Raw genomic sequence first — 25,190 nt, 5'->3', positions numbered from 1 at the left:
TGTGGCATTGTAAAGAACTTTCTGTCTGGAAGTATAAAGTAAAGTGACAGAGGGACGTCCGTCTGGTAAGACTGTCTTTATGATAAATCTTACCGGAAAAAAAGTCAACTATTTCGGAAGATAATCACTGGTATGGATAGAACAGGATGGTAAAATGAAACATAGAAACGGTTGATTTCCGCTGAGAGTGTGTGAGCGAACAGAGGCGTAAGAGCCGGTATACGGCGGAATCGGAAACAGAGCTAAATGCGGTAGCATCAGAAAATAATAATTTACAGGAGGATTTTTACAATGAAAAAAGCGCAGATCATCGTGGACAAATATTTCCTCACCGGAAAAACAGACAAAAGGATCTATGGTTCCTTTATAGAACATCTCGGACGTGCGGTTTATGAGGGCATTTATCAGGAAGGCAGTCCCCTTTCTGATGAGCAGGGCTTCCGGAAGGATACTCTGGAGCTGGTAAAAGAGCTTCAGGTACCGATCGTTCGTTATCCGGGCGGAAATTTTGTATCCGGATTCCGTTGGGAGGACAGCGTCGGGCCGAAAGCTCAGCGTCCGTCCAGAACGGATCTGGCCTGGGGTGTCATCGAGACAAACCAGTTTGGACTCAATGAGTTTATGGACTGGTCAAAAAAAGCCGGCAGTGATGTGATGATGGCGGTGAACCTGGGAACAAGAGGCCCGGAGGATGCGAAAAATCTTCTGGAATACTGTAACTTTAAGGGAGGTACCTATTACAGTGATCTCCGTAAGGCTCACGGCTATGAACAGCCGCATGATATCAAATTATGGTGTCTCGGAAACGAGATGGACGGTCCGTGGCAGATGGGACATAAAACTGCGGCAGAGTACGGAAGAGTTGCAGCAGAGACTGCCCGCCTGATGAAATTTATGGATCCGGAGATTGAGACTGTTGCATGCGGAAGCTCCAATCTGGAAATGCCTACCTTTGGCTCCTGGGAGTATACGGTTCTTGACGAGGCTTACGATCAGGTGGATTATCTTTCCCTGCATCAGTATTATGGAAATGCATCGGGAGACACTGCCGATTTTCTGGCAAGCTCCAAGGGCATGGATGATTTTATCTCAGGAGTGGTTTCCATCTGCGATGCTGTAAAAGCAAAGAAGCATGGAAAAAAACAGATCAATCTTTCCTTCGACGAATGGAACATATGGTACCACAGCAATGAACAGGATAAGAAGCTGGAAAAATGGGTACAGGCGCCCCATCAGCTGGAGGATGTTTATAACTTTGAGGATGCACTTCTTGTGGGAAGCATGTTGATCACACTTCTCCGTCATGCAGATCGTGTAAAGATCGCCTGCATGGCACAGCTGGTAAATGTTATTGCGCCGATCATGACATCCGATACAGGCGCATGGCGTCAGACGATCTTTTATCCGTATATGCTGACAAGTGTGTTTGGAAGAGGAACCGTCCTTAATACACAGGTTCTCACACCTATATATGAAAGCAAGACTTATGGAGAAGCTTCATATCTGGATTCTGTGTGTGTCTGGGATGAGGAAAAGGATACGCTGACGATCTTTGCAGTGAATAAGAGTCTGGATGAGGATATGGAAGTTTCCTGTGACTTAAGACAGTTTGAGGGATATAAGATCGTAGAGCATATTGTACTCAATAATGACGATCTTCAGGCAACCAATACAGAAGCTCAGCCGGAGAATGTAGTTCCTGTAAAAGCCAGTGCAGAGTGCTCAAAGCTGGACGGCGGAAAACTGGAAGCAGTTTTTGCAAAACACAGCTGGAATATGATCCGTCTTGCAAGATAAACGTGGGTGAAGTATAGTAAAAGCAGTTACAGAAAATGTAAATCATGCTACATTATGGGAGGCCTTTTTTATGTACACACCTGCAAAGGAACGCTACGAAACTATGGAGTACAACCGCTGCGGTGAAAGCGGCCTGATGCTTCCGAAGGTGTCTCTTGGATTATGGCATAATTTCGGAGATACTTCTGATTATGAAAACATGAAGCAGCTGTGCTTTACAGCTTTTGACAATGGTATCACACAGTTTGACCTTGCCAATAATTACGGACCTGCCTATGGAAGTGCGGAACGGAATTTCGGCAAGATCCTGAAAGAAGAACTGATGCCATACCGTGATGAGCTGATCATCACAACAAAGGCAGGCTATGATATGTGGGAAGGCCCTTATGGAAACTGGGGCAGCCGCAAGTATCTTCTGGCGAGCCTTGACCAGAGTCTGAAGCGCATGGGTCTGGAATATGTGGATATTTTTTACCATCACAGAATGGACCCGGAGACTCCGCTTGAGGAGACTATGGGGGCGCTGGCAACAGCGGTTCAGCAGGGCAAGGCCCTTTATGTGGGACTTTCCAATTATGATGGAAAAACCTTAAGCCAGGCGGCAGCGATCCTGAAGGATCTGAAATGTCCCTTTGTGATCAACCAGAACCGGTATTCCATTTTTGACAGAACTGTGGAAGAAAACGGTCTCAAGAGAACCACCGGCATTTTGAAAAAAGGTCTGATCACCTTCAGCCCTCTTGATCAGGGACAGCTGACAGACCGTTACCTGAACGGGATCCCGGAGGACAGTCGTATCCGCAAAGATGGAAGATTCCTTAAGGAAAGTGTGCTGACGCCGGAGCGTCTGGATCAGATCCGGAGACTGAACGATCTGGCAGCTCAGCGTGGAGAGAAGCTGGCTGATATGGCGCTTGGCTGGCTGCTTCAGCATAAGGAAGTTACCAGTGTTCTGATCGGAGCTTCCAAGCCGCAGCAGATCCTTGATAATGTGAAAGCGATCCACTGTGCACCGTTTACAGCTGAGGAGCTGCGTCTGATCGACGAGATCTCAAAATAAGATTTATATACTTCCTGTTTTACTATGAAAAGTAGTGAAGCAGGGAGTTTTTTACGTCGAAATAATTGTTTAACTGAATTAGGAAAGTTTCCGGGTTACTGTTCACTGGTAATATTCCGCGAGGTGTTTTTTGTGAGCGAAGGTCACAGAAAACCCGAGACATACCGCGCGAATTTATGCGATTAGCATAAATTCTGTGCATCGCGAAGCGTGTTGCTGAGAACGGAGTGAACAGTAACGTCTCCGGCGGGAGTGCAAAGAGCAATAAGCAGTGGAGGTTTGACAACGGGATAGGTGTGTGCTATATTGAAAAACAGAAAAGAAAAGAGCCAGCGGGAGCTTGTGTGACAGGCTGAGAGGAAGATAGATCTTCGACCGTACCTGATTTGGGTAATGCCAACGGAGGGATTGTGATCTGAGAGCGTGTCTCCGTGGAGTTTGCCATGGGATGCGCTCTTTTCGGATGCAGGAATGGAACTGGAATGGTCTGACAATGTGGGGATGTGAAAGTGACAGAGACTGCATGTGGAGCTTCTGCGAAAGAGCGGGCAGGAAGGGGAGCGCCTTAATGTCTGGCAGGAGAGTGATATTCCGGAGGATTTTTCCGGAAGGATCATGTAAGCGATGGGAATCCGTGTTTTCGGAGTGAGAGGAAGTAAGGGAACTTCGACCGCCAAAATCTAAGGGCAGACTGCAGCAGACGGGAAGCTTTTGCCCGGATCTGACAGGGCTCTGCCTGATATTTCAGGGAGGAAAAACACTATGGAAAAACAAAGGATGCACACGCTTCGTATGGTAATGCTGGCAATGATGGTTGCGATCGGTGTTGTTATTTCACCGATCCTGAGGATTGAGGGAATGTGCCCCACGGCGCATCTTGTCAATATCGTATGCTCGGTTCTGATGGGACCGTGGTATTCCCTTCTCTGTGCGACCATGATCGGCGTGATCCGTATGATGTTCATGGGAATCCCGCCACTTGCACTGACCGGTGCAGTATTTGGCGCATTCCTTTCAGGTGTGTTCTACAGACTTTCCAAAGGCAAGATCATCTGTGCGGTGATCGGTGAGATCTTTGGAACAGGTATCATCGGATCCATGGTTTCTTATCCGGTGATGGCATTCCTGATGGGAAGAGGCGGACTGACAGCATTTTATTATACGCCGATGTTCCTTGCAGCAACCACAATGGGAGGATGTGTTGCCTATATTTTCCTGAAGGCTCTGAGTAAAGCAGGTCTTCTGGTGAAATTCCAGGCAGCTTTGGGTTCAAAAACATATGAGACAAAGAATTTTACAACTGCGAAAACGAATTAAAGAAGAAAAGCCGCTGATCCATTGCATCACCAATCCGATCTCGATCCATGACTGTGCCAACGTGGTCCTTGCAGTAGGTGCAAGGCCGATCATGGCGGAGCATCCGGCAGAGGTGACAGGTATTACGGCATCGGCTGGTGCGCTGATGCTGAATCTCGGGAATATTACCGATGCCAGGATCGAGTCAATGAAGCGTTCTATGAGAACAGCGATGGAAAATAAGATCCCGGTTCTTCTGGATCTGGTAGGGGTTGCCTGCAGTGATCTCAGGCTGGATCTGGCGAGGGAGCTTTTAAGCATCGGCCATCCGGCGGTATTGAAGGGAAATATGTCAGAGCTTCTGGCTGTTTCCGGGCTGCCGTCCCATGCGATCGGGATCGATGCGGGTGTCGAGGATGCCCTGACTGAGGAAAATATCGATGGAGTCAGTGAGGTGCTTAAGGCTTTTTCCAGAAATAATCAGGCGATCGTGCTGGCTACCGGGAAACAGGATTTTGTTACGGATGGTGAACGGGTTGTTCTGGTACAAAATGGCAGTGCGGCGCTGTCCGGGATCACAGGAACCGGCTGTATGGTCGGTGCACTGACTGCGGCGTTTTTGCCGGGGTGCGAAGATAATATTGCGAAAGAGATGACGGATAGTATAGAGGCAGGTGTCTGGTCTGGCGTTGAGATGGAATTAAATGGGAGATCCGGGAATTATCTGGCTGCGGCAGTGCTTGGTACTGCACTTATGGGTATCGCCGGCGAGGAAGCGGAGAAGATTTCCCGCGGTCCGGGAAGCTTTCAGGTAAATCTGCTGGATGAGATCTATGGGCTTTCGGATCGACAGCTGCTGGATCTGTTGAAGATTGAAATGTACTGAAAAAGAGGGGATTAGGATGGATAGAAAAGATTTGGATGTAACGTTGTATCTGGTGACGGATAGTTCTTATCATACGGAGGAGTCTTTGCTCCGTACGGTTGAGGAGGCTTGTAAGGGTGGTGTGACTCTGGTCCAGCTTCGCGAGAAGAATAAGGGTGGACGGGAGTATCTGGATAAGGCTTTTAAGGTGAAGGAGATCACAGATCGTTACAATGTGCCGCTGATCATTGATGATCGTGTGGATGTGGCGCTGGCCTGTGATGCGGCTGGTGTGCATGTTGGAGCTTCTGATATTCCGGTTGCTGTGGCAAGGAAGCTGATGGGACCGGATAAGATCGTGGGGGCTACTGCCAAGACGGTGGAGGCTGCTGTGAAGGCTTATGAGGATGGTGCGGATTATCTTGGTGTGGGGGCGATTTATCCTACTACTACTAAGGTGGTGACGATCCTTACCAAGGTTTCTACGTTGAAGGATATCTGTGAGGCGGTTCCGATTCCAGCGGTTGCGATCGGGGGATTGAATGCCGGGAATATGGATGTGCTTGAGGGCGCCGGTATGAGTGGTATGGCGGTTGTTTCTGCGATCATGAAGGCGGAGGATCCGAAGAAGAATGCGCGGGAGCTGAAGGAGAAGATTGTTGCTTTGATGGGAAAGTGATTTAGGAAATGAATGGAGAGCAGTGGTGGATTTGAGGTTCATTGCTGTTCTTTTTTTGTTGAAATACGGACGCCCGTGAGGCGTGTGCTGCCTGTCACCGGGGCTTCGTCGGGGGCTGGCTTCTAGGCTGCCGGAATTCTGCTAAAACCGTTTTCCAAAAGTCCGAACTCGCGTCTTACAGCCGCTCAGACAGCGGACTTTTGAAAAACAACGCAGATTTCCGCCAGCCAAGAATCAGCTCCCCTCCTGCAGAGTCCGGCGACAGGCAGCACACGCCTCACGGGCTGGTTTTTCAAGGTGGCAGGGGAGGGGGTTACTCCACCGGCAGATCTCTGTGTTCTACGCTGGTGGAGAATACGATCTGTGTTTTGGTGCGGCCGAACTGCTGGAGTTCGTTGATGAAGTGGTCCAGTTCCATGGTGGAGCGGAAGGCTACTTCGATGAGCATGGAGTAATCGCCGGTGACGCAGTTGCATTCGATGACGTTTGGGATGGACTGGATGAAGGGATAAAAGTCTTTTTTTTGGTTGGGTTCTACTTCAAGGTTGATGAATGCTTTTATATGATAACCGAGAAATACCGGGTTGATCTGGGCATGGTAGCCTGTGATCAGCCCGTTTTTTTCGAGGTGTTCGATCCTGGCGGAAACAGCGGGGGATGAGAGGAAGACTTCTTTTGCGATTTCCTTTACCGGGGTGCGGGCGTTTTTCTGAAGCATTTCGATGATCTTTCGGTCGATGTTGTCGAGTTTGTGTTCCATGTAGAATGTCTCCTTTCGATGAAAAATGTTATTTGTAACTGGTACAGAGCTGCGTAGGGAAGTGGATTGAAAATAGGTATTTCTGTATTGATTATACTGCGTGTGTTATCACAACACAAGAAACGACTTAATAAAAATAAGAAAAATAAAAGAAACTCTTAAAAAGATTAATATAAACTATTGAAAAACACGGATAATCATGGTTTTCCCTTAAAAGTATTTACAAGCCACAAAGAAAGTGTTAGTTTCTTAGGCATCAGAAAACAGCTGCTGATAAAAATGAAAATAACAGAATGATTTGTAAACAGCGAATATCCGTCGGACTGAAAAAATGAGATCAGAGGGCGGAGCAAATCAGATGTGCACAGGATCAGAAGAAAGAAGAGGGATGATAAAATGACAACAGAAACAAGACTGGAAGCAGATTCGATCGGAACTATGGAAGTGCCTGCAGAGGCTTATTACGGAGTTCAGGCTTTAAGGGCAAAACAGAATTTTCCTATTACAGGTACAAAGCTTCATCCGGTATTTATCAGGAACCTGGCACAGATTAAAAAAGCAGCAGCTATCACTAATAATAATGCAGGGCTTCTTCCGGAGGATAAGGCAGACGCCATTGTCAGAGCCTGTGATGAAGTGATCGCAGGAAAATTGGCTGAGGAATTTATCGTAGATGCCATTCAGGGTGGTGCCGGAACCAGCGCAAATATGAATATGAATGAGGTGATCGCAAACAGAGCCGGTGAGATCCTCGGATGTCCGAAGGGGAGCTATAAAATGGTCCATCCAAATGATCATGTAAACATGGCGCAGTCCACCAATGATGTGATCCCGACGGCCGGTAAGCTTACCATTCTGGATCTTCTTGCACCTCTGGAAAAAGCACTGGTAAGACTTGAGAAGGAGCTTGCAAAAAAGGCAGAGGAGTTCGATGATGTGATCACTATGGGACGTACACAGCTTCAGGATGCAGTTCCGATCCGTCTTGGTCAGGTGTTCCACGGTTATGCATCTATGGTTTTCAGAGACCGGAAACGTATCGAAAAGGCTCACAGGGAAATGTACACCGTAAACCTTGGAGGAACTGCAGTGGGAACTGCTATCAACGTTTCCGATTCTTATTTTTATAAGATCGTGCCAAATCTGGAAAAGCTTACAGGCTATCCGCTGAAACAGGCCGAGGACCTTTTTGACGCAACAGAAAATCTGGACGGCTTTGTTGCCGTATCCGGTGTAGTAAAAACCTGTGCGGTGGATCTTTCCAAGATGTGCAATGATCTTCGACTGATGTCTTCCGGCCCGAAAACCGGATTTGGTGAGATCAATCTTCCGGCAAAGCAGAATGGGTCTTCCATCATGCCAGGTAAGGTAAATCCGGTCATTCCGGAGGTAGTAAGCCAGGTTGCTTTCCACATCGTAGGACATGATACCACCATTACCATGGCGGCAGAAGCCGGACAGCTGGAGTTGAATGCTTTTGAGCCGGTTGTATTTTGTAATCTTTTTGAATCCATTACGACTCTGGAAAAAGCAGTGGATACATTGATCGTAAACTGCATCACAGGAATCACCGCAAACCGCAAACACTGCAAAGACCTGATGGAAAGCAGTGCAGGAATCGCAACGGCTCTCTGCCCGCATATTGGCTACAAGGCGTCTGCAACCATCGCAAAAACTGCAGTAAAAACTGGCAAGTCTGTCCGGGAACTTGTTCTGGAACAAGGGATCATGACTGAGAAAGAGCTGGAAGAGGTTCTTGATCCGTATCTGATGACAGAAGTCGGAGAAGAGCGGAAAGAGGATGAAGCAAGAAGGAAAGCCTGCTGAGAAAGTTATCTGTACCAACGTATGACGGGAACGTCTGATGCAGCAATTCATTTCAGAGCAGCTGAACCTGATGCGGGATTTTATGGAAATGCTATAGGCAGATCAGGAATGAGATATCAATGAGTACTATAAGGAGACTTGTCACAGTGCAGGTCTCCTTTTATAATGGAAGAAACGCGATAAGAAAAGAAGGGAAAGATGCATGCTTAAACGAACAGCCATACGGGCACTTTGTAATACAACGGCATATCAGAGAGGTCTTGATATTTACCGTACCGGAAAGAGGATCCAGTCGCTGGATATTAAGTCGGAAGGAGCTGTGGATAAAATATCTGCAGCAGTGAAGGGAAGTGGGCGTAATGTATACAATACAGGCTTTCAGTATGATACAGAAGCGGACCGCATAAAAGAAGCATACTGTGACTGCCCGGCCTTTCGCAGCTATTCCGGAATCTGTAAGCATTGCGTGGCAGTGCTTCTGGAATATGGAGACCGTAAGGCCTATGAGCGTGTGGAAATCCGCAGACAGCAGGATGAGGAACAGAAGAGGGCAGAGCTATTTTGCGGAACAGCATTTCCGGCTACTTTATCCGGATCAGGGAAGCCTGCAACGAAAACCACCGTTGAGCTGAAAAGCCTCCTTAATCGCCAGCTATACAGCCGTATGCTTCCGTTTTCCGGGGATCCGTATTTTGGCAGGGTGGAGCTGGAAACCTGCCTGAAATTTAATTCTGTGAGAAATTGTTTTACCGTGGAATTCCGCGTTGGCTGTGAGAAAAAATATATCCTCAAGGATGTGTTGGCCTTTGTGTGGAATCTGGATCATAATGAGAAGGTTTCTTATGGAAAAAATCTGGAATTTATCCATTCAGATGAAGCCTTTTCAGAAGGATCCAGAAGCGTGCTGGCCTTTATCCGGGAATGGGTCGAGAATCATCACGGCACTTACATGTCCAGATATGAACAGCTGAAGAATATAGCTGTGGAAAAGGTGAGGGATCTTACCGTTGACAGAAAAGAACTTGAGGATCTTCTTCTTATACTTGGCGAAAAAAGTTTCAAGTTCAAAATGAACAATGATCCGGAGACAACATGGCATTCTGTCAGAGAAATTCCGGACAGGACGCTGATGATCCGGAAGAAGGATCAGGGGTTATCTCTTGAGATCGCGCCGGTATACAGTGTGACAGGCATACGGTATCATATGTATTTTGATAATGCGAAGGTATATCTGGTTTCCAGGCAGGAGCTTGGAGCAGTGGAGGAATTTGTTGCCTGTCTGGAGCGGCTTCCTGCAGGCCGAGGCTTTATTGATGAACCGGATGTGCCTGCGTTTGTGCGTGAGCTGCTTCCTTCCCTGAAAAAATTTTTTCACTGTGATCTCAGGGATTTCCCGGAAGAAACAGGTCTTGAATGCTACAAGGCTGCATATGAGATCTATCTGGATGCGCCGGAGCGTGACTGGATCACCTGTAAGGCATTTTCTGTTTATGGGAAGGATAAATTTTCGGTTTTTGACCGAGATGTGTCTGCCCGCACCAGGGATATTCCGGGAGAGCTTGGTGTGTTTGCGCTGCTGTCAAAATATTTTAACGGATATGATGACCAGCGGATGGAGCTGGCATTGGATTGTCGTGCCGAGGAACTGGAATCTTTGTGCAGGGAAGGTTCGGGGAAGCCCGACAGTGTGAAAGCTTCCGAAGAAAAGCTCTACCAGCTTCTTACTGAAGGGATCCCCGCCATGCAGAAAGTTGCAGCTGTCTATATTTCCCAGTCTATCAAACAGATGAGGGTGACAAAGCTGCCAAACATCCGTCTTGGCGTTTCTCTGTCAGCCGGACTTCTGAACCTGGATCTGGATGTGGAGGGGATGGATCAGGCGCAGCTTTTTGATATTCTTTCCAGGTACGATCGCAGGAAAAAATATTTCCGCCTGAAGGATGGCAGCTTTCTGGATGTTTCCGATGGTCAGCTCAGGGAACTTTCTGCTCTGAAAAATGGACTGCAGATCAGTGATCGTGAACTGAAAAAAGGAAAGACTCAGGTTCCGGCCTATCGTGCTATGTATCTGGACAGTCAGCTGAAGGGCGGCGATCTGATCAAGGTAGAGAAGGATAATGCCTTTCGTGCGTTGATCCGGAACATGCAGACAATGGAAGAACATAAATTTCAGATTCCCAGGGAGCAGGAAAAAATCCTCCGGGGCTATCAGAAAGAGGGCTTTTACTGGATCAAAACTCTGAAGCATAATCAGTTTGGAGGGATCCTGGCAGATGATATGGGACTTGGAAAAACCCTCCAGGTGATCACATTTCTCTGGTCAGAATTTCAGAAATCTGCGCCGGGAGAAAACAGACGTGCCCTTGTGATAACGCCTGCTTCGCTGGTGTTTAACTGGATGAACGAGATTGAACGTTTTGCGCCGGGACTTCCGGCTACCGTTGTGACTGGTGATGTGAAGGAGAGGAAAGCACTGATCAAAAACGCGGGAGAACGGGAGGTTCTGATCACCTCCTATGACCTTCTGAAACGGGATCTGAAGGCTTATCAGAACCTGGATTTTGCTGTGCAGATCATTGATGAGGCGCAGTATATCAAGAATCACGGAACTCAGGTGGCAAAGGCTGTGAAAGAGATCCGGTCGGAATTCAGGCTTGCGCTGACCGGTACACCGGTGGAGAACAGGCTCAGTGAGCTGTGGAGTATTTTTGATTTTCTGATGCCGGGATTTTTGTATTCTTATGAGAAATTCCGCAAGGAAATAGAGCTTCCAGCTGTGCAGTACAGCAATTCCGATGCGATGGAGCGTCTGCAGAAAATGATCCGTCCTTTTGTGCTGCGGAGATTGAAGAGGGATGTGCTGAAGGATCTTCCGGATAAGCTGGAAAAAGATATGTTTTCCCCGCTGGAAAGCGAGCAGAAGGAACTGTATGAGGCTCATACGGAACGGCTCCGGCTAATGCTGGGAATGCAGTCTGATGCGGAATTCCGTACCTCCAAGCTGCAGATCCTTGCAGAGATCACGAGGCTGCGGCAGATCTGCTGTTATCCGGGACTGGTATATGAAAGATACAAAGGGAATTCTTCCAAGCTGGAGATGTGCATGGAGTTGGTTCAGAATGCGGTGAATGGCGGACATAAGCTCCTGTTGTTTTCCCAGTTTACTACCATGCTGGATGTGCTGGCTGTCCGTCTGAAAAAAGCAAAAGTTTCTTTTTATATGTTGACCGGATCGACTTCCAAGGAAAAACGGGCGCAGATGGTACATGCATTTAATGAGGATGATACTTCTGTTTTCTGCATTTCTCTGAAAGCAGGAGGAACAGGCCTGAATCTTACGGCAGCTGATATTGTGATCCACTACGATCCCTGGTGGAATCTTGCCGTGCAGAATCAGGCAACAGACCGTGCCCACCGCATCGGTCAGCAGAATGTTGTCAGTGTCTACCGCCTCTTTATGAAAGACACTATAGAAGAACGAATCCGGGCTCTTCAGGAAAGAAAACGGGAACTGGCTGACGAGATCTTAAGCGGAGAGGGAATCGGCCAGGCTTTGATCAGCAGAGAGGAAGTACTGGAGCTGCTAGGCAGGTAAAATTCTTAACTGAATCAAGTAAGTTCCCTGCTTCAATTACGAAAAGCAATAAGCGGTGAGGGGACTTGCTTGTATCAGGAAGAATGCAGGCTGTGAATATCCGCCTGACTCAACAAAAACACCCCCGATGGAAATCGCGTGTGTAAATCACATACGATATCCGTCAGGGGTGTTTTATTTAAAGTTTTATTTTATGCAAAAAACTTATCGTACAGACCAAAGAAGAAGATAAACAGAATGATCAGCGGCAGGATATAAGTGATATATCCGCGCATCCATTTCCGGATCTTCAGGCCTTTTCCGGTGTTGGCTTCTTCTGTGAAGTTTTCCCAGCCCCAGCCCCGTTTGGAAACACAGAAAAGCAGGTATACAAGAGAACCAAGCGGGAGCAGAATGTTGCTTACCAGAAAATCTTCAAGGTCGAGAATTGCGCCGCCGAATACCTTGAGCCAGTCCCAGGACCATACATTGTATCCAAGTACGCATGGCAGAGACAGAAGGATGATGGCGGTGGCATTTACAAGACTGGATTTTTTTCGGCTCCAGCCGGTAAGCTCCATACCGCAGGAAATAATATTTTCAAATACAGCCAGGATGGTAGAGAAAGCTGCAAATGACATAAAGATGAAGAACAGGCTTCCCCACAGTCTTCCAAGCGGAATGTGGTTGAAAATATTCGGCAGTGTGATGAAGATCAGGCTCGGTCCGGAAGTCTGGTCAACATTGAATGTGAAACATGCCGGGAAAATAATAAGTCCGGAGGTGATCGCAACAAAAGTATCCAGAAGCGCAATATTCATGGATTCACCAAGCAGTGCATGATCTTTTCCGATGTAGCTTCCGAAGATAGCCATAGCACCGATACCAAGGCTGAGGGTAAAGAATGCCTGGTTCATAGCACCGGTAATGGTAGAAATAATACCGATCTCTTTCATACGCTCGAAATCCGGGATCAGGTAGAATTTCAGTCCTTCTTTGGCACCATCCATGGTAAAACTGTTGATGGCAAGAACAACCATGATTACCAGAAGAGAGATCATCATAACCTTGGTAACTTTTTCAAGGCCGTTCTGAAGACCGCGGGAGCAGACAAAAACACCTGCAATAACAACAACGATCATCCAGAATCCCATAGTAACGGGCTGGCCAAGCATGTTGGTAAACTGTCCTGCAACACCGTCGGAATCAAGTCCCTGGAATTTACCGGTGGCTGTCATATAGAAGTAATTCAGCATCCAGCCTGTAACAGTGGTGTAAAACATCATCAGGAGATAACATCCGATCAGAGTGATATATCCATGGATGTGCCATTTCTGTCCTGGTTTTTCCAGTGCGTAATATGCTTTGACAGGACTCTTCTGGCTGGCACGTCCAACAGAAAACTCCATAGTCATAACAGGAAGTCCAAGAAGGGCCAGGAAGATCAGGTAAAACAGTACGAATGTGCCGCCACCGCCCTGTCCGGCCATGTAAGGGAATTTCCAGACGTTTCCGATTCCGATGGCACAGCCAGCAGAAATCAGAATGAATCCCAGACGGGATCCAAGTTTTTCTCTTTCTTTCATAACTCACCTCATATAAATATGTATAGATTAGAGCGTGTTTGAAAAATCATTCCTGTTGTGACGCACATCTTACAGAGAGCTTTTTTCAAACATGCTTTAGTACAGCGAATATTAAGTAACCGCCATATTGACTTGTCTGATTTTTCATATGCTGCGTTGTCGTCAATCGCCGTAGCCACCGCTACGCCTCATTCCTCCGACTTGCATATGAGAAAATCATCCTACGTCAATATAACAGATACTTAATTTTCACTGTACTAGCAGTCGGTAATTTAAGGAGTCTGACATACCGGTATTATCCGGCAGAAAAATTACTTCATGGCAGCAGGACTTACCGATTTGCTCCCCCATAACTGTCGCTGAGTTTCTTTCAAGTAATACGCTAAAGTCACGAAGCTTATTCTACCATATTTCATGATTCTGCACAATAAAAATAACTTGTCCCGCGCCCTTTTCTTGTGGAAAAAAATGCTTCGTGGTATACTGGAATACAGACTGGCAGATCAGGATATCTGCCAGAAAATACACGGAGGATTTTTCCGGAAAGGATCGTGGAGCATGCGTTTACAGAAAGTACAGGATGCCCTGAATAAAAAAAACATTAAATTCGAATACACAGAGGAGGACGGCTGCGGAAGCCTGGATTTCATGTTCCGTGGACTGAAGTTCCATGTATGGGAATATGAGGACAACGGCTGGGGAGCTGAGACGAACATTTATGCGGCAGGAAGAAGTGAGGATATTGACGGAGATTATGAGGAAAAGATCTCCGCAGAGATCCTTTCCTGGCCGGATATGATAAACAACTGAATATTTCAGGATTCCACATCAGTGACCCTGATCTCATCCCGGAATCCATCCGTATAATGCAGCTTATAATCCTCTGTGATAAATACAGCCTGCACGCCTTTTTTCTCCGCAAATTTCAGTCCGTCCTCCAGACCAAGGGCGAAACAGGTGGTGCTTAAGGCATCGCCGTCCACAGACTGGTCGGAGATGATCGTCACAGAGATCAGACTATTGTCATATGGATAGCCGGTTTTGGGATTCAGGATATGATGATATAATTTACCGCCCTGCTTAAAGCACCTCTCATAAATCCCGGAGGATACAACGGATTTTCCGGTGATATCCATAACGGCTTCGGTTTCATTGCGGTCTGCAAAAGGCTTCTGGATGCCGATCTTGAAGGGAGTGCCGTCAGGCTTTGAACCGATGCAGAGGACGTTGCCTCCAAGGTTGATGATGGCACTCTTTACACCTTTTTTTACCAGAAAATCTTTCAGGCGGTCTGCGATATAGCCCTTGGCAATGGCGCCGACATCGAACTGGATATCATCAGAGGGAAGTGTGATATCCTGACCATCAATGGTAACACCATCAGAGCTGCACAGAGGGAGTGCTTTCTGAATAGCTGCATCATCCGGAACCTTCGGATCTTCTGCTGTGAAATCCCAGAGAGAGGTCAAAGGCGCAATGGCGATGTCAAAGGCACCGTCGGACTCCCTGGTGATATCGAGTCCTTCGGAAAGCAGAGAGGCAAGGTCTTCAGATATATGCCAGGTGTCTGCTGTGCCGCTGACCGGATATGGAGTAGTCTGCCGGTCGGTATTGGGATCTTTATCCGATGTATCTTTGCGGTGATTTAATTTATAAAGCTCGCTTTTCTCATTTGTCCGGCTGAAGACCAGCTCATATTTATCGCACAGTGCCAGACAGTCATCCAGGAGAGCTTTATCCTGAGAATCGTAAATTGTGATCTGTACAGCTGTATTTAATTTGATACTGCTGATACTGATAGGCTCATTTCCGGTGGTGGATGTATCTGCATCCGTGATATTTCCGCAGCCTGTGAAAAGGAGCATTGGACAGACAAGAACTGTGCACAATATTAAATAGAAGAAACGGGAATGCGAGCGGCTTCTTTTGGAATGAAAAAAATAAGTTGACATAATATTCTCCTGCTTTCTGATTGACTGACTTAACTGAAGAGCATTTATTTGATGCAAATCTATGTAGTACATGTGGATGGGGTCATTCACTTGACCGGATCAAGTAGCGATGCGGATTGCGGATATCCGCTTGACCGACATCGGACAGATTTATGAAATCTCATTATACCATGTATTTCTGAAACCAGAAAGGCTTATGCCTGCCGCAAAAATCATTGTATTTTGCAATAATATAAGATATAATTTCTCCGAAAAAAGGACATATTTGCTATGGATGCTATGGATCCGAATGATTGACCGGAATTTTTACAGATAAAAGGAGAAATTTTTCATGATAAAAGTAATTGCAAGTGATATGGACGGCACACTTCTTGGTGATGACCACAGGATCGCACCGGAAACCCTTGCGGCGGTCAGACGTGCCTGCGATGCGGGAATCCGCTTTATGGTTGCCACCGGCCGGAATTTCCCCGGTGCCATGGAGGAACTGAAGGGAACAGAGCTGACCTGTGATTATGTGGTGAGCAGCGGTGCTGAAGTACGGAATCCGCAGCAGGAGGTTGTAAAGAGTACACCGATCTCTATTGAGCTGTGTGAGGAGGTCTACAATACGGCAAAAAAATACCCGGTATCTGTAGCATTTTTTACGGATCGCTATGATTACCGTATTGGAACAAAGAAAGAAATTGAAGACGGGATCATTCAGCAGATCCGTCTTTTCAATATGGACATAGATACCAGCGAGGAGATTGTACGGAAATCCCCGCAGTACCGCAGGATCGCCGGAAACACGAAAGGGATTTCCGATATCCGTTCCCTGGAGAGCAGCGGTGCGCCGGTATATAAGATCTTCATTTTTGCGGCAGATGTGGAGCAGCTGGAGAAACTCAGCGATGAGCTGAAAGAAAATCCAGCCGTTGCAGTGGCTTCTTCCTTTATATATAATCAGGAGATTACAGCAGTAGAGGCGCAGAAAGGCCCGGTGCTGAAAGAATATATCGAGTCTCTGGGTTATACCATGGATGAGGTGATGGTCCTTGGTGACAGTCTTAATGATTATTCCATGATTTCCATGGATTTCGGCGCAACTGTTGCAATGGAAAACGCAGTTCCGGAGATTAAAAGAGCAGCAAAATACATCACAAAGAACAACAATGAATTTGGTGTGGCCTATGCTATTGATCAGGTTCTGGAACGCCAGGGAAAATAGTTTTTCCCCCTTTTGAAAAAGTGTCATATATATTATAATGTAGAAAGATGAATACAGAAAAGCGAAAGGCTTGCGTTCCGGTGTATGAAGCAGAGTGGAATGAGAAGTTTCGCTTTACAAAAAACACAGACAAAGAGAGGAAATCACGATGGAAAAAATGAAAAATGTTTATATTATGGATCACCCGCTGATCAAACACAAAATTTCAATGCTCCGTGATAAAAATACAGGAACAAACGAGTTCCGTAAACTGGTAGAGGAGATCGGTATCCTGATGGGATATGAGGCACTTCGAGATCTTCCTACAGAAGAAGTAAAGGTTGAGACACCAATCGAGACATGTATGACGCCAATGATCTCCGGAAAGAAGCTGGCCATTATCCCTGTTCTCCGTGCAGGCCTTGGAATGGTAAACAGCATCCTGACACTGGTTCCGTCAGCAAAAGTCGGCCATGTAGGACTTTACCGAGATCCTGTAACTCATGAGCCGCATGAGTACTACTGCAAACTTCCGGAATCCATTGATGAGCGTATTGCAGTAATCGTTGACCCGATGCTTGCAACAGGCGGTTCCGGCGAGGCTGCTATTGATTTTGTTAAGAAACAGGGAGGCAGGAATATTAAGTTCATGTGCATCATTGCAGCACCGGAAGGACTGAAACGACTTCACGAGGCACATCCGGATGTACAGATCTACTGTGGTTCCCTTGACAGAGAGCTCAATGAGAACGCTTACATCTGCCCGGGACTTGGAGATGCCGGAGACCGTATTTTTGGCACTAAATAATTTTGAAAAAATCTTAAAAAATACTTGACACACCCGGCACTGTTATGGTATTGTACCTAAGAACGCTGCCGAAGACAGTAGGTGCCGTAAGGCATAAGGATCAAAACGCCTACCGAGGTCCAAGTATTCTGAGTTAAGATTACACAAGGCCTTATTGCGAAGCAGTAAGGTCTTTTTTTAAACAGATTGACTTATTGCGACGGCGGTATACAAAATCTATAAGGAGGTGTACCATTTCATGGCAAAAGTAGAACTGAAACAACCAATCGTAGAAGAGATCTCTAACAGCATTAAAGACGCACAGTCTGTTGTACTTGTAAACTACAGCGGTCTTACAGTTGAGCAGGATACAATTCTTCGTAAAGAGTTAAGAGAAGCTGGTGTTCAGTACAAGGTATACAAAAATACCATGATGCGTCGTGCATTCGAGGGTACAGCATTTGAGAGCCTCAGTGATCATTTACATGGCACAAATGCGATCGCTATCTCCGAGACAGACGCAACTGCTCCGGCAAGAATCCTTGCTAAATATGCAAAACAGTTCCCGGCACTGGAGCTGATCGCAGGTGTAGTTGAAGGTAACTACAATGATCAGGCCGGAATTCAGGCACTGTCCACAATTCCTTCAAGAGAGGAACTTCTTGGAAAACTGCTTGGAAGCATGCAGTCTCCGATCGCAAACTTCGCTCGTGTGCTTAATCAGATCGCAGAGCAGAACGGCGGAGCTGACGCAGCAGCTGCTGAGTAATCCCAGCAACGTGCAATTGGCGGCATAACGACCGCATGATTATTAATTAAAATTTATAAATGGAGGGAAATTAAAATGGCAAAATTAACAACAGAAGAATTTATTGCAGCAATCAAAGAATTATCTGTATTAGAGTTAAATGACCTTGTAAAAGCTTGTGAGGAAGAGTTCGGCGTTTCCGCAGCAGCAGGTGTTGTTGTAGCAGCAGCAGGTGCAGCAGGCGAGGCAGCTGAGGAGAAAGATGAGTTTGACGTAGAGCTTACAGAGGTTGGCGCTAACAAAGTTAAAGTTATCAAAGTTGTTCGTGAGGTTACAGGTCTTGGACTTAAAGAGGCTAAAGCTATCGTTGATGGTGCTCCGAAGGTTGTTAAAGAGGGCGCATCCAAAGCTGAGGCTGAGGACATCAAAACTAAACTTGAGGCTGAGGGAGCTAAGGTTACACTTAAATAATCCGATCAGATCAGAAGTTTTAAAGGCTGTTGTGCCTGCCGGTTTACCGGCGGCACAGCAGCCTTTTTTAGTGAAAAAATCCAGGGTAAATCTTGCTTTTTGAAGAAAAAGAAAGGAGAATAAAGGAGACAGGAAAGGGTGGATGGAATATGAAACGAAAAATAATGGCCTGTATCCTTGCTGCTGCGTTGGGAATCACAGGAGTTTCTTTTCCGGCGGCAGCCAAGACAGTGTCTGTCGGAAAAAATGTAAAAAATATAACTGTAAACGTGAAAAATCCTCTGGATGAACTTCGGGCTCAGGAAGCTGCAATGCAGCAGCAGGAGGAGCTTGAAGAAGAGGAAAATATGCCGGAACAGGATCTGGATCCGCTTGTGCTGGATAACGATGGCAGTGAGGATATTCAGACAGCAGATGGCAGTATCAGCAGAGAATTGCCGGCAGATTTTTCCGAAGGAACGGAGAACGGCGATAACGGTTCCGAAGAACTTCAGCTTCAGCAGGAAAACGGTAATGTAGAAAACGTCGCAGAGCCGGATAATAATAAAGCTGATGAAGGCGCAGGTCAGGCACAGACTGATTTTACAGATGATGCCAATGCTGCTGGGGATTTTTCCGCAGGAGATGCTTCAGATGGAGAACTTGGAACTTATCAGACTGTGACTCTGGAAGTTGAGGAAGGACAGGATATCACAGCGCCCTGGAACACACTGTTTCTTGAACTGAAAGATCAGGCCACAGATGAAAATCCCTGCAAGATCATAATTCCACCGGGAAATTATGAACTGACAGGTACACTTTGCATGTACAGTAATATGTACTTATATGCAAGAGACGCTAATATTACAAAAACGTCTACCACCAAACATCTGATCCTCCGTCTTGGAAATACCAAAGATTCAGAAGGCGGATTTGTGGGATTTTACATTGGACATGCTACGAATGTTACGATTAAAAATGCTACATTTCTTAATAATCTGAAATCTCATTTTCTGGAATTTGGCGGAGTGAAAATGCCAAGATCACAGGCTGTACATTCAGTGGCTATTATAAGAATTATGTGGAAGGCGGACAGGAATGTATTCAGATCGACTGCTGTACAGATGAGAGCAATGTTTTTCCGCAGTACAGACCTTATGATGGAACGACCTGTGAAGATTTTGTGATCGATGGAAATGTGTTCGAAGATGTCTTTACAGGGCTGGGAACGCACAGTATGATGTCCGGAAAAACATATAAAAGGATCACAGTTACGAATAATACTTTCCATAATGTAAAAAAACGCTGTATAAGGTTTATGAATTATGAAGATTCTACAGCAGAAAATAATACCATGGTAAATGTGGGAAATGGAGTGGACATTTCTTCTGTGAGCAGCAATACACACCAGACGCCAGGCTATGATGATGGGCCGGACATGCTGAAAAACAGGAATCTTCGTGTGGCAGGAAACTACATCAGTCTTGCCAGAACTACCAGCATTGGTGGAATTGCATGGATCTGCAGTGGTATAAAAGTTTCAGGCTATAATATGAAAAAAGATGGAGCTGTGCTCCCTAAAAAGATATATCCGGTGAAAGGTGTGACTGTAGAAGATAATCAGATCAGCGGATATGGAAACGGAATCAGCATGTCTCTTACTGACACAGATACCGTAACAGATAATCAGGTAACAATGAAAAAAACTTCTTCATATTCCAATTTTGGGATTTATGCCCAGGATTCCAGAGGAAGCGTTATCAGCAGGAATACAGTGTCCGGAACTGCAAATACGGGAATTTATCTCTCCGGTTCTGTCTATGCAGCAGGATCAGAACAGAGAAATCTTGTAGAGCAGAATACTGTTTCCGGAGCAGGCGGAGATGGAATTTATCTGCAATCTGTAAATACTTCATCCACTGCACAGAAGAATACTGTTAAATCAGCGGCCGGCTCGGGAATACGTGTAAATGCAGGAAAGAACAATAATGTTCTTGGTAATACCTGTTTATCCAACAAAAATCATGGCGTGAAAATTGAGTATGTGGTCGGCAGAGTCAGGGTAAAAAGCAATCGTGTGACATCAAATGCAAAAAGTGGTATTTTGCTCTGGAAATCAAAAGTATCCGAAGTATCAGGAAACCGTGCGGAGAAAAATAGGGGGAATGGTGTTTATGCATATGCATCTGTAATACCGGTCATGAAAAAGAATACATTTTGTGAAAACGGAAAGGTTCAGGCGGTATATGTAAAAAGCTGCAAAGGATGGACCGGCATCAACCGTCCTTCATGCAGAGCTGTTACATCAAGAAGTACAGCTATAAGCGGAACTGCATCAGGTAGCCAGACAGTTATTGCCTATGCGCGGCGTTCCGGAAAACAGACAAAGCTGGGTGTATCATCCGTAAACAAAAAGAAACAGTACGTTATTAAAATAAAGAAGCAAAAAAAGAATACTGCTCTGAAACTTGTCTCAAAAGATAAATACGGAAATACAGTAACAGTAAATACTGTTGTGAAGTAAGTATGTGTGATAAAAAAAGATTCTGTTCCGGATATCCATACATCGTATGTATAGAAGAAACAGAATCTTTTTTTTGAAAAATGTAAAAAAATCAAAAAAAGTGCTTGACACGATTTTTTTCTTATGTTAAAGTGGAGGATGCTATATTATGGCTAGATATGCCTGCCTAAAAGCCAGGCGGGATCATGTTGTAATAAATAATAAAAAAACAGGGGTGAAACGTCAATGGAAAAAAACAGAATTCGTTCTGTAAAAACTGGAAAAAGCATGCGTATGAGCTACCAGAGACAAAAAGAAGTCCTGGAAATGCCAAACCTGATCGAAGTTCAGAAAGATTCCTACCAGTGGTTTCTTGACGAAGGTTTAAAAGAAGTATTTGATGATATTTCTCCGATCGCAGATTACGGCGGAAAGCTCAGTCTGGAATTCATCGATTTCACATACGATGAAAAAGATGCAAAATATTCCATCGAGCAGTGTAAAGAACGTGACGTGACTTATGCCGCACCTTTGAAGGTTCGAGTAAGGCTGATCAATAAGGAAACAGAAGAGATCAACGAACACGAGATTTTCATGGGAGATTTACCGCTGATGACAGCTACGGGTACCTTTGTTATCAATGGTGCTGAGCGTGTTATTGTCAGCCAGTTAGTACGTTCCCCTGGAATCTACTACGCGATTGCTCATGATAAGCTTGGTAAGAGACTGTTTTCCAGTACTGTAATTCCGAACAGAGGTGCATGGCTGGAGTACGAGACAGATTCAAATGATGTATTTTATGTACGTGTAGACAGAACAAGAAAGGTTCCGATCACTGTTCTGATCCGTGCACTGGGCATTGGAACCAATGCTGAGATCATTGATCTGTTTGGTGAAGAGCCAAAGATCCTTGCCAGCTTTACAAAGGATACCTCCACAAACTATCAGGAAGGTCTCCTTGAGCTGTATAAGAAGATCCGTCCGGGCGAGCCGCTTGCAGTAGAGAGCGCAGAGAGCCTGATCATGGCAATGTTCTTCGATCCGAGAAGATATGACCTTGCCAAAGTCGGACGTTATAAATTTAATAAGAAGCTTCATTTCAATAAACGTATCGTAGGCCACAAGCTTTCCCAGGATGTTGTAGATACAACAACAGGTGAGATCCTTGCTGAGGCTGAGACACTTGTTACAAAAGAGCTTGCTGATACATTACAGAATTCCGCAGTTCCGTACGTATGGATCCAGGGTGAGGAGAGAGAGATCAAAGTTCTTTCCAGCCTTATGGTTGATATCCGTCACTATCTGCCGGAGCTTGAGGATCCGAAGTCCCTGGGTGTTACAGAATTAGTATACTACCCGGTGCTCGAAAAAATTCTGGAAGAAAATGACACATTTGAGGACAGATGTGATGCGATCAAACGTGATATCCACGACCTGATCCCGAAACACATCACCAAGGAAGATATCCTTGCGTCCATTAACTACAATATGCATCTGGAGTATGGCCTTGGTAACGATGATGATATCGACCACCTGGGCAATCGTCGTATCCGTGCTGTCGGTGAGCTGCTTCAGAATCAGTACCGCATCGGTCTTTCCAGACTTGAGCGTGTGGTACGTGAGAGAATGACAACACAGGATACAGAGAGTATTTCTCCGCAGTCCCTGATCAATATCAAACCTGTAACTGCAGCAGTAAAAGAGTTCTTCGGTTCTTCCCAGCTGTCACAGTTCATGGATCAGAACAACCCGCTTGGAGAGCTGACTCACAAGAGAAGACTTTCCGCACTGGGACCTGGCGGTCTGTCACGAGACAGAGCCGGATTCGAGGTTCGAGACGTACATTATTCCCACTATGGAAGAATGTGCCCGATCGAGACCCCTGAGGGACCGAACATCGGTCTTATCAACTCCCTTGCATCCTATGCAAGGATCAATCAGTACGGCTTCGTAGAGGCTCCGTACAGAAAGATCGACAAAACAGATCCTTCCAACCCGCGTGTAACCGATGAGGTTGTATACATGACAGCGGATGAGGAAGATAATTACCATGTAGCACAGGCGAATGAGCCGCTGGATGAAGAGGGACACTTCATTCATAAGAACGTTTCCGGTCGTTACCGCGAGGAGACACAGGAGTACGAGCAGCATATGTTCGATTACATGGATGTATCTCCGCGAATGGTATTCTCCGTTGCTACAGCCCTGATCCCGTTCCTGCAGAACGATGATGCGAACCGTGCGCTGATGGGATCCAACATGCAGCGTCAGGCCGTTCCGCTTCTTACAACAGAGGCTCCGGTTGTTGGTACAGGTATGGAGACCAAGACAGCTGTTGACTCCGGTGTATGCGTTGTTGCAAGAAAAGCAGGTACAGTACTTCGTTCCACATCTACAGATATCTCTATCAAGAATGATGACGGAACAAAAGATGATTATCATCTGACTAAATTCATGCGAAGCAACCAGAGCAACTGCTACAACCAGAGACCGATCGTGTTCCAGGGTGAGCATGTTGAGGCAGGACAGGTTATCGCGGATGGCCCGTCTACATCCAATGGTGAGCTTGCACTTGGTAAGAACCCGCTGATCGGATTTATGACCTGGGAGGGTTATAACTACGAGGATGCTGTTCTTCTTAGTGAGAAACTGGTACAGAATGATGTTTATACATCTGTCCATATTGAGGAATATGAGGCAGAATCCCGTGATACCAAGCTGGGACCGGAAGAGATCACACGTGACGTTCCGGGTGTCGGCGATGACGCTCTGAAGGATCTGGATGAGCGCGGTATCATCCGTATCGGTGCTGAGGTACGTGCCGGTGATATCCTTGTCGGTAAGGTTACTCCTAAGGGAGAGACTGAGCTTACTGCTGAGGAGCGTCTCCTTCGTGCTATCTTCGGTGAGAAGGCAAGAGAGGTACGTGATACTTCCCTTAAGGTACCGCACGGTGAGTATGGTATTATCGTAGATGCCAAGGTATTTACAAGAGAGAACGGCGATGAGCTGAGCCCTGGAGTAAATCAGGCAGTACGTATTTATATTGCACAGAAGAGAAAGATCTCCGTTGGTGATAAGATGGCTGGTCGTCATGGTAACAAGGGTGTCGTTTCCCGTGTACTTCCGGTTGAGGATATGCCATTCCTTCCAAACGGACGTCCTCTTGATATCGTGCTGAATCCTCTGGGTGTACCTTCCCGAATGAACATCGGACAGGTCCTGGAGATCCACTTGAGCCTTGCTGCCAAAGCACTTGGCTTCAATATTGCAACACCTGTATTCGATGGCGCAAACGAGGTTGATATCCAGGATACTCTGGAGCTTGCCAACGATTACGTTAATACGGAAGACTTTGAGGAATTCCGTGAGAAATATAAAGACATCCTTGCACCGGATGTTATGCAGTATCTCGATGAGAATAAAGCTCACAGAGCACTCTGGAAGGGCGTTCCGATCTCCAGAGACGGTAAGGTAAGACTTCGTGACGGACGAACAGGCGAGTACTTCGACAGCCCTGTAACTATCGGTCACATGCACTACCTGAAGCTGCATCATCTGGTAGATGATAAGATCCATGCACGTTCCACAGGTCCATACTCCCTGGTAACACAGCAGCCTCTGGGTGGTAAAGCTCAGTTCGGTGGACAGCGTTTCGGAGAGATGGAGGTTTGGGCACTGGAGGCATATGGTGCTTCCTACACACTGCAGGAGATCCTGACAGTGAAGTCTGATGATGTGATCGGACGTGTTAAGACCTATGAAGCGATCATCAAAGGTGACAACATTCCTGAGCCAGGTATTCCTGAGTCCTTTAAGGTACTTCTTAAAGAGCTTCAGTCTCTTGGTCTGGATGTACGTGTGCTCAGCGAGGACGGATCAGAGGTACACATTATGGAAACCTCTGATTACGGAGATACTGATCTTCGTCATGTCATCGAGGGCGATTCCAGAGGACGCAGAGATGAGGAGTCCTTCGGTAAACACGGCTACACCAAGCAGGAGTTCAGCGGAGAAGAGCTTGTCAATGTAGAAGAAGATGAGGACATGGAAGACGAAGATGATATGATCGAGTTTGAAGAGTCCTTTGATGATGAGGAATAAGAAAGGGGAAAGA

The 25,190-nt window shown here is 46.1% G+C and carries 18 protein-coding genes, 1 riboswitch and 1 other annotated feature; of the genes, 15 read left to right on the top strand and 3 right to left on the bottom strand.

Going from position 1 to position 25,190, the window contains the following annotated elements; translation table 11 throughout:
* Positions 1-291 precede the first annotated feature (291 nt).
* From arfA to thiE, 5 genes are all read left to right on the top strand, one after another.
* Positions 292-1,797, top strand: a complete 1,506-nt coding sequence (arfA, locus tag ACTNDQ_RS00965) for an arabinosylfuranosidase ArfA (protein WP_441063265.1) — start codon at positions 292-294, stop codon at positions 1,795-1,797.
* A gap of 70 nt (positions 1,798-1,867) precedes the next feature.
* Positions 1,868-2,857: an aldo/keto reductase gene (locus ACTNDQ_RS00960; RefSeq protein ID WP_278795475.1), complete on the top strand. Its 990-nt coding sequence runs from the start codon at positions 1,868-1,870 to the stop codon at positions 2,855-2,857.
* A gap of 322 nt (positions 2,858-3,179) precedes the next feature.
* Positions 3,180-3,282, top strand: a riboswitch (TPP riboswitch).
* Between the two features lie 337 nt (positions 3,283-3,619).
* Complete coding sequence (thiW, locus tag ACTNDQ_RS00955) at positions 3,620-4,174, top strand: energy coupling factor transporter S component ThiW (RefSeq protein ID WP_441063263.1); 555 nt, start codon at positions 3,620-3,622, stop codon at positions 4,172-4,174.
* Positions 4,137-5,039 (top strand): hydroxyethylthiazole kinase, encoded by a 903-nt coding sequence (locus tag ACTNDQ_RS00950; protein ID WP_278795474.1) that lies wholly within the window; start codon positions 4,137-4,139, stop codon positions 5,037-5,039. The genes thiW and ACTNDQ_RS00950 overlap by 38 nt, the downstream gene beginning before the upstream one ends.
* Positions 5,040-5,055: 16 nt before the next feature.
* Positions 5,056-5,697, top strand: coding sequence for a thiamine phosphate synthase (thiE, locus tag ACTNDQ_RS00945; RefSeq protein WP_015526321.1), 642 nt, complete (start codon positions 5,056-5,058; stop codon positions 5,695-5,697).
* A gap of 313 nt (positions 5,698-6,010) precedes the next feature.
* Here the strand turns inward: thiE and ACTNDQ_RS00940 are convergent, their stop codons facing one another.
* A complete protein-coding gene (locus ACTNDQ_RS00940; protein ID WP_021652217.1) occupies positions 6,011-6,457 on the bottom strand; it encodes an Lrp/AsnC family transcriptional regulator in 447 nt (148 codons plus the stop codon).
* Positions 6,458-6,853: 396 nt separating this feature from the next.
* Between ACTNDQ_RS00940 and ACTNDQ_RS00935 the strand changes: the two genes are divergently transcribed.
* Positions 6,854-8,284, top strand: coding sequence for an aspartate ammonia-lyase (locus tag ACTNDQ_RS00935; RefSeq protein WP_441063259.1), 1,431 nt, complete (start codon positions 6,854-6,856; stop codon positions 8,282-8,284).
* Between the two features lie 202 nt (positions 8,285-8,486).
* Entirely contained in the window at positions 8,487-11,879 is a 3,393-nt protein-coding gene (locus ACTNDQ_RS00930) for a DEAD/DEAH box helicase (RefSeq protein ID WP_441063257.1), read from the top strand.
* A 191-nt stretch (positions 11,880-12,070) separates the two neighbouring features.
* Here ACTNDQ_RS00930 and ACTNDQ_RS00925 read toward each other — a convergent pair whose 3' ends face one another.
* Positions 12,071-13,444 carry a sodium-dependent transporter gene (locus tag ACTNDQ_RS00925; protein ID WP_320810461.1) on the bottom strand — a complete coding sequence of 458 codons (1,374 nt, stop codon included), beginning with the start codon at positions 13,442-13,444 and terminating at the stop codon, positions 12,071-12,073.
* A 558-nt stretch (positions 13,445-14,002) separates the two neighbouring features.
* On the opposite strand from ACTNDQ_RS00925, the gene ACTNDQ_RS00920 reads away from it, so the two are divergent.
* The gene (locus ACTNDQ_RS00920; RefSeq protein ID WP_044961921.1) at positions 14,003-14,254 is read left to right on the top strand and encodes a hypothetical protein; all 252 of its coding nucleotides are present in this window, start codon (positions 14,003-14,005) and stop codon (positions 14,252-14,254) included.
* Positions 14,255-14,259: 5 nt separating this feature from the next.
* Here ACTNDQ_RS00920 and ACTNDQ_RS00915 read toward each other — a convergent pair whose 3' ends face one another.
* On the bottom strand, positions 14,260-15,396 hold the full coding sequence (locus tag ACTNDQ_RS00915; protein ID WP_278795470.1) for an FAD:protein FMN transferase: 1,137 nt from the start codon (positions 15,394-15,396) through the stop codon (positions 14,260-14,262).
* Between the two features lie 331 nt (positions 15,397-15,727).
* On the opposite strand from ACTNDQ_RS00915, the gene ACTNDQ_RS00910 reads away from it, so the two are divergent.
* The 7 genes from ACTNDQ_RS00910 (at position 15,728) to rpoB (ending at position 25,177) form a co-directional block, all read left to right on the top strand.
* The gene (locus ACTNDQ_RS00910) at positions 15,728-16,606 is read left to right on the top strand and encodes a Cof-type HAD-IIB family hydrolase (RefSeq protein ID WP_021652201.1); all 879 of its coding nucleotides are present in this window, start codon (positions 15,728-15,730) and stop codon (positions 16,604-16,606) included.
* Between the two features lie 157 nt (positions 16,607-16,763).
* On the top strand, positions 16,764-17,393 hold the full coding sequence (upp, locus tag ACTNDQ_RS00905; protein ID WP_278795501.1) for a uracil phosphoribosyltransferase: 630 nt from the start codon (positions 16,764-16,766) through the stop codon (positions 17,391-17,393).
* Positions 17,394-17,443: 50 nt separating this feature from the next.
* Positions 17,444-17,580: a sequence feature (ribosomal protein L10 leader region), on the top strand.
* Between the two features lie 51 nt (positions 17,581-17,631).
* Positions 17,632-18,141 carry a 50S ribosomal protein L10 gene (rplJ, locus tag ACTNDQ_RS00900; RefSeq protein WP_021652200.1) on the top strand — a complete coding sequence of 170 codons (510 nt, stop codon included), beginning with the start codon at positions 17,632-17,634 and terminating at the stop codon, positions 18,139-18,141.
* 75 nt (positions 18,142-18,216) lie between these two features.
* Positions 18,217-18,591, top strand: coding sequence for a 50S ribosomal protein L7/L12 (gene rplL, locus ACTNDQ_RS00895; protein WP_015526302.1), 375 nt, complete (start codon positions 18,217-18,219; stop codon positions 18,589-18,591).
* A gap of 149 nt (positions 18,592-18,740) precedes the next feature.
* The gene (locus ACTNDQ_RS00890) at positions 18,741-19,757 is read left to right on the top strand and encodes a hypothetical protein (protein WP_441063253.1); all 1,017 of its coding nucleotides are present in this window, start codon (positions 18,741-18,743) and stop codon (positions 19,755-19,757) included.
* Complete coding sequence (locus tag ACTNDQ_RS00885) at positions 19,652-21,094, top strand: right-handed parallel beta-helix repeat-containing protein (RefSeq protein WP_441063251.1); 1,443 nt, start codon at positions 19,652-19,654, stop codon at positions 21,092-21,094. Before ACTNDQ_RS00890 ends, ACTNDQ_RS00885 begins: the two co-directional genes overlap by 106 nt.
* Positions 21,095-21,319: 225 nt before the next feature.
* Positions 21,320-25,177: a DNA-directed RNA polymerase subunit beta gene (rpoB, locus tag ACTNDQ_RS00880; protein ID WP_021652198.1), complete on the top strand. Its 3,858-nt coding sequence runs from the start codon at positions 21,320-21,322 to the stop codon at positions 25,175-25,177.
* Positions 25,178-25,190 lie beyond the last annotated feature (13 nt).

It is taken from the genome of Blautia massiliensis (ex Liu et al. 2021), from assembly GCF_052064225.1.
Taxonomy (GTDB): Bacteria; Bacillota; Clostridia; order Lachnospirales; family Lachnospiraceae; genus Blautia_A; species Blautia_A fusiformis.
Note: the sequence above shows the minus strand (reverse complement) of the source record. Positions and strands in the feature narration are given on the sequence as shown.

What these genes read in the sequence shown, in the direction of transcription:
- arfA (WP_441063265.1), top strand. Translation starts at nt 292, where the DNA reads ATGAAAAAAGCGCAGATCATCGTGGACAAATATTTCCTCACCGGAAAA.
- ACTNDQ_RS00960 (WP_278795475.1), top strand. Translation starts at nt 1,868, where the DNA reads ATGTACACACCTGCAAAGGAACGCTACGAAACTATGGAGTACAACCGC.
- thiW (WP_441063263.1), top strand. Translation starts at nt 3,620, where the DNA reads ATGGAAAAACAAAGGATGCACACGCTTCGTATGGTAATGCTGGCAATG.
- ACTNDQ_RS00950 (WP_278795474.1), top strand. Translation starts at nt 4,137, where the DNA reads ATGAGACAAAGAATTTTACAACTGCGAAAACGAATTAAAGAAGAAAAG.
- thiE (WP_015526321.1), top strand. Translation starts at nt 5,056, where the DNA reads ATGGATAGAAAAGATTTGGATGTAACGTTGTATCTGGTGACGGATAGT.
- ACTNDQ_RS00940 (WP_021652217.1), bottom strand. Translation starts at nt 6,457, where the DNA reads ATGGAACACAAACTCGACAACATCGACCGAAAGATCATCGAAATGCTT.
- ACTNDQ_RS00935 (WP_441063259.1), top strand. Translation starts at nt 6,854, where the DNA reads ATGACAACAGAAACAAGACTGGAAGCAGATTCGATCGGAACTATGGAA.
- ACTNDQ_RS00930 (WP_441063257.1), top strand. Translation starts at nt 8,487, where the DNA reads ATGCTTAAACGAACAGCCATACGGGCACTTTGTAATACAACGGCATAT.
- ACTNDQ_RS00925 (WP_320810461.1), bottom strand. Translation starts at nt 13,444, where the DNA reads ATGAAAGAAAGAGAAAAACTTGGATCCCGTCTGGGATTCATTCTGATT.
- ACTNDQ_RS00920 (WP_044961921.1), top strand. Translation starts at nt 14,003, where the DNA reads ATGCGTTTACAGAAAGTACAGGATGCCCTGAATAAAAAAAACATTAAA.
- ACTNDQ_RS00915 (WP_278795470.1), bottom strand. Translation starts at nt 15,396, where the DNA reads ATGTCAACTTATTTTTTTCATTCCAAAAGAAGCCGCTCGCATTCCCGT.
- ACTNDQ_RS00910 (WP_021652201.1), top strand. Translation starts at nt 15,728, where the DNA reads ATGATAAAAGTAATTGCAAGTGATATGGACGGCACACTTCTTGGTGAT.
- upp (WP_278795501.1), top strand. Translation starts at nt 16,764, where the DNA reads ATGAAAAATGTTTATATTATGGATCACCCGCTGATCAAACACAAAATT.
- rplJ (WP_021652200.1), top strand. Translation starts at nt 17,632, where the DNA reads ATGGCAAAAGTAGAACTGAAACAACCAATCGTAGAAGAGATCTCTAAC.
- rplL (WP_015526302.1), top strand. Translation starts at nt 18,217, where the DNA reads ATGGCAAAATTAACAACAGAAGAATTTATTGCAGCAATCAAAGAATTA.
- ACTNDQ_RS00890 (WP_441063253.1), top strand. Translation starts at nt 18,741, where the DNA reads ATGAAACGAAAAATAATGGCCTGTATCCTTGCTGCTGCGTTGGGAATC.
- rpoB (WP_021652198.1), top strand. Translation starts at nt 21,320, where the DNA reads ATGGAAAAAAACAGAATTCGTTCTGTAAAAACTGGAAAAAGCATGCGT.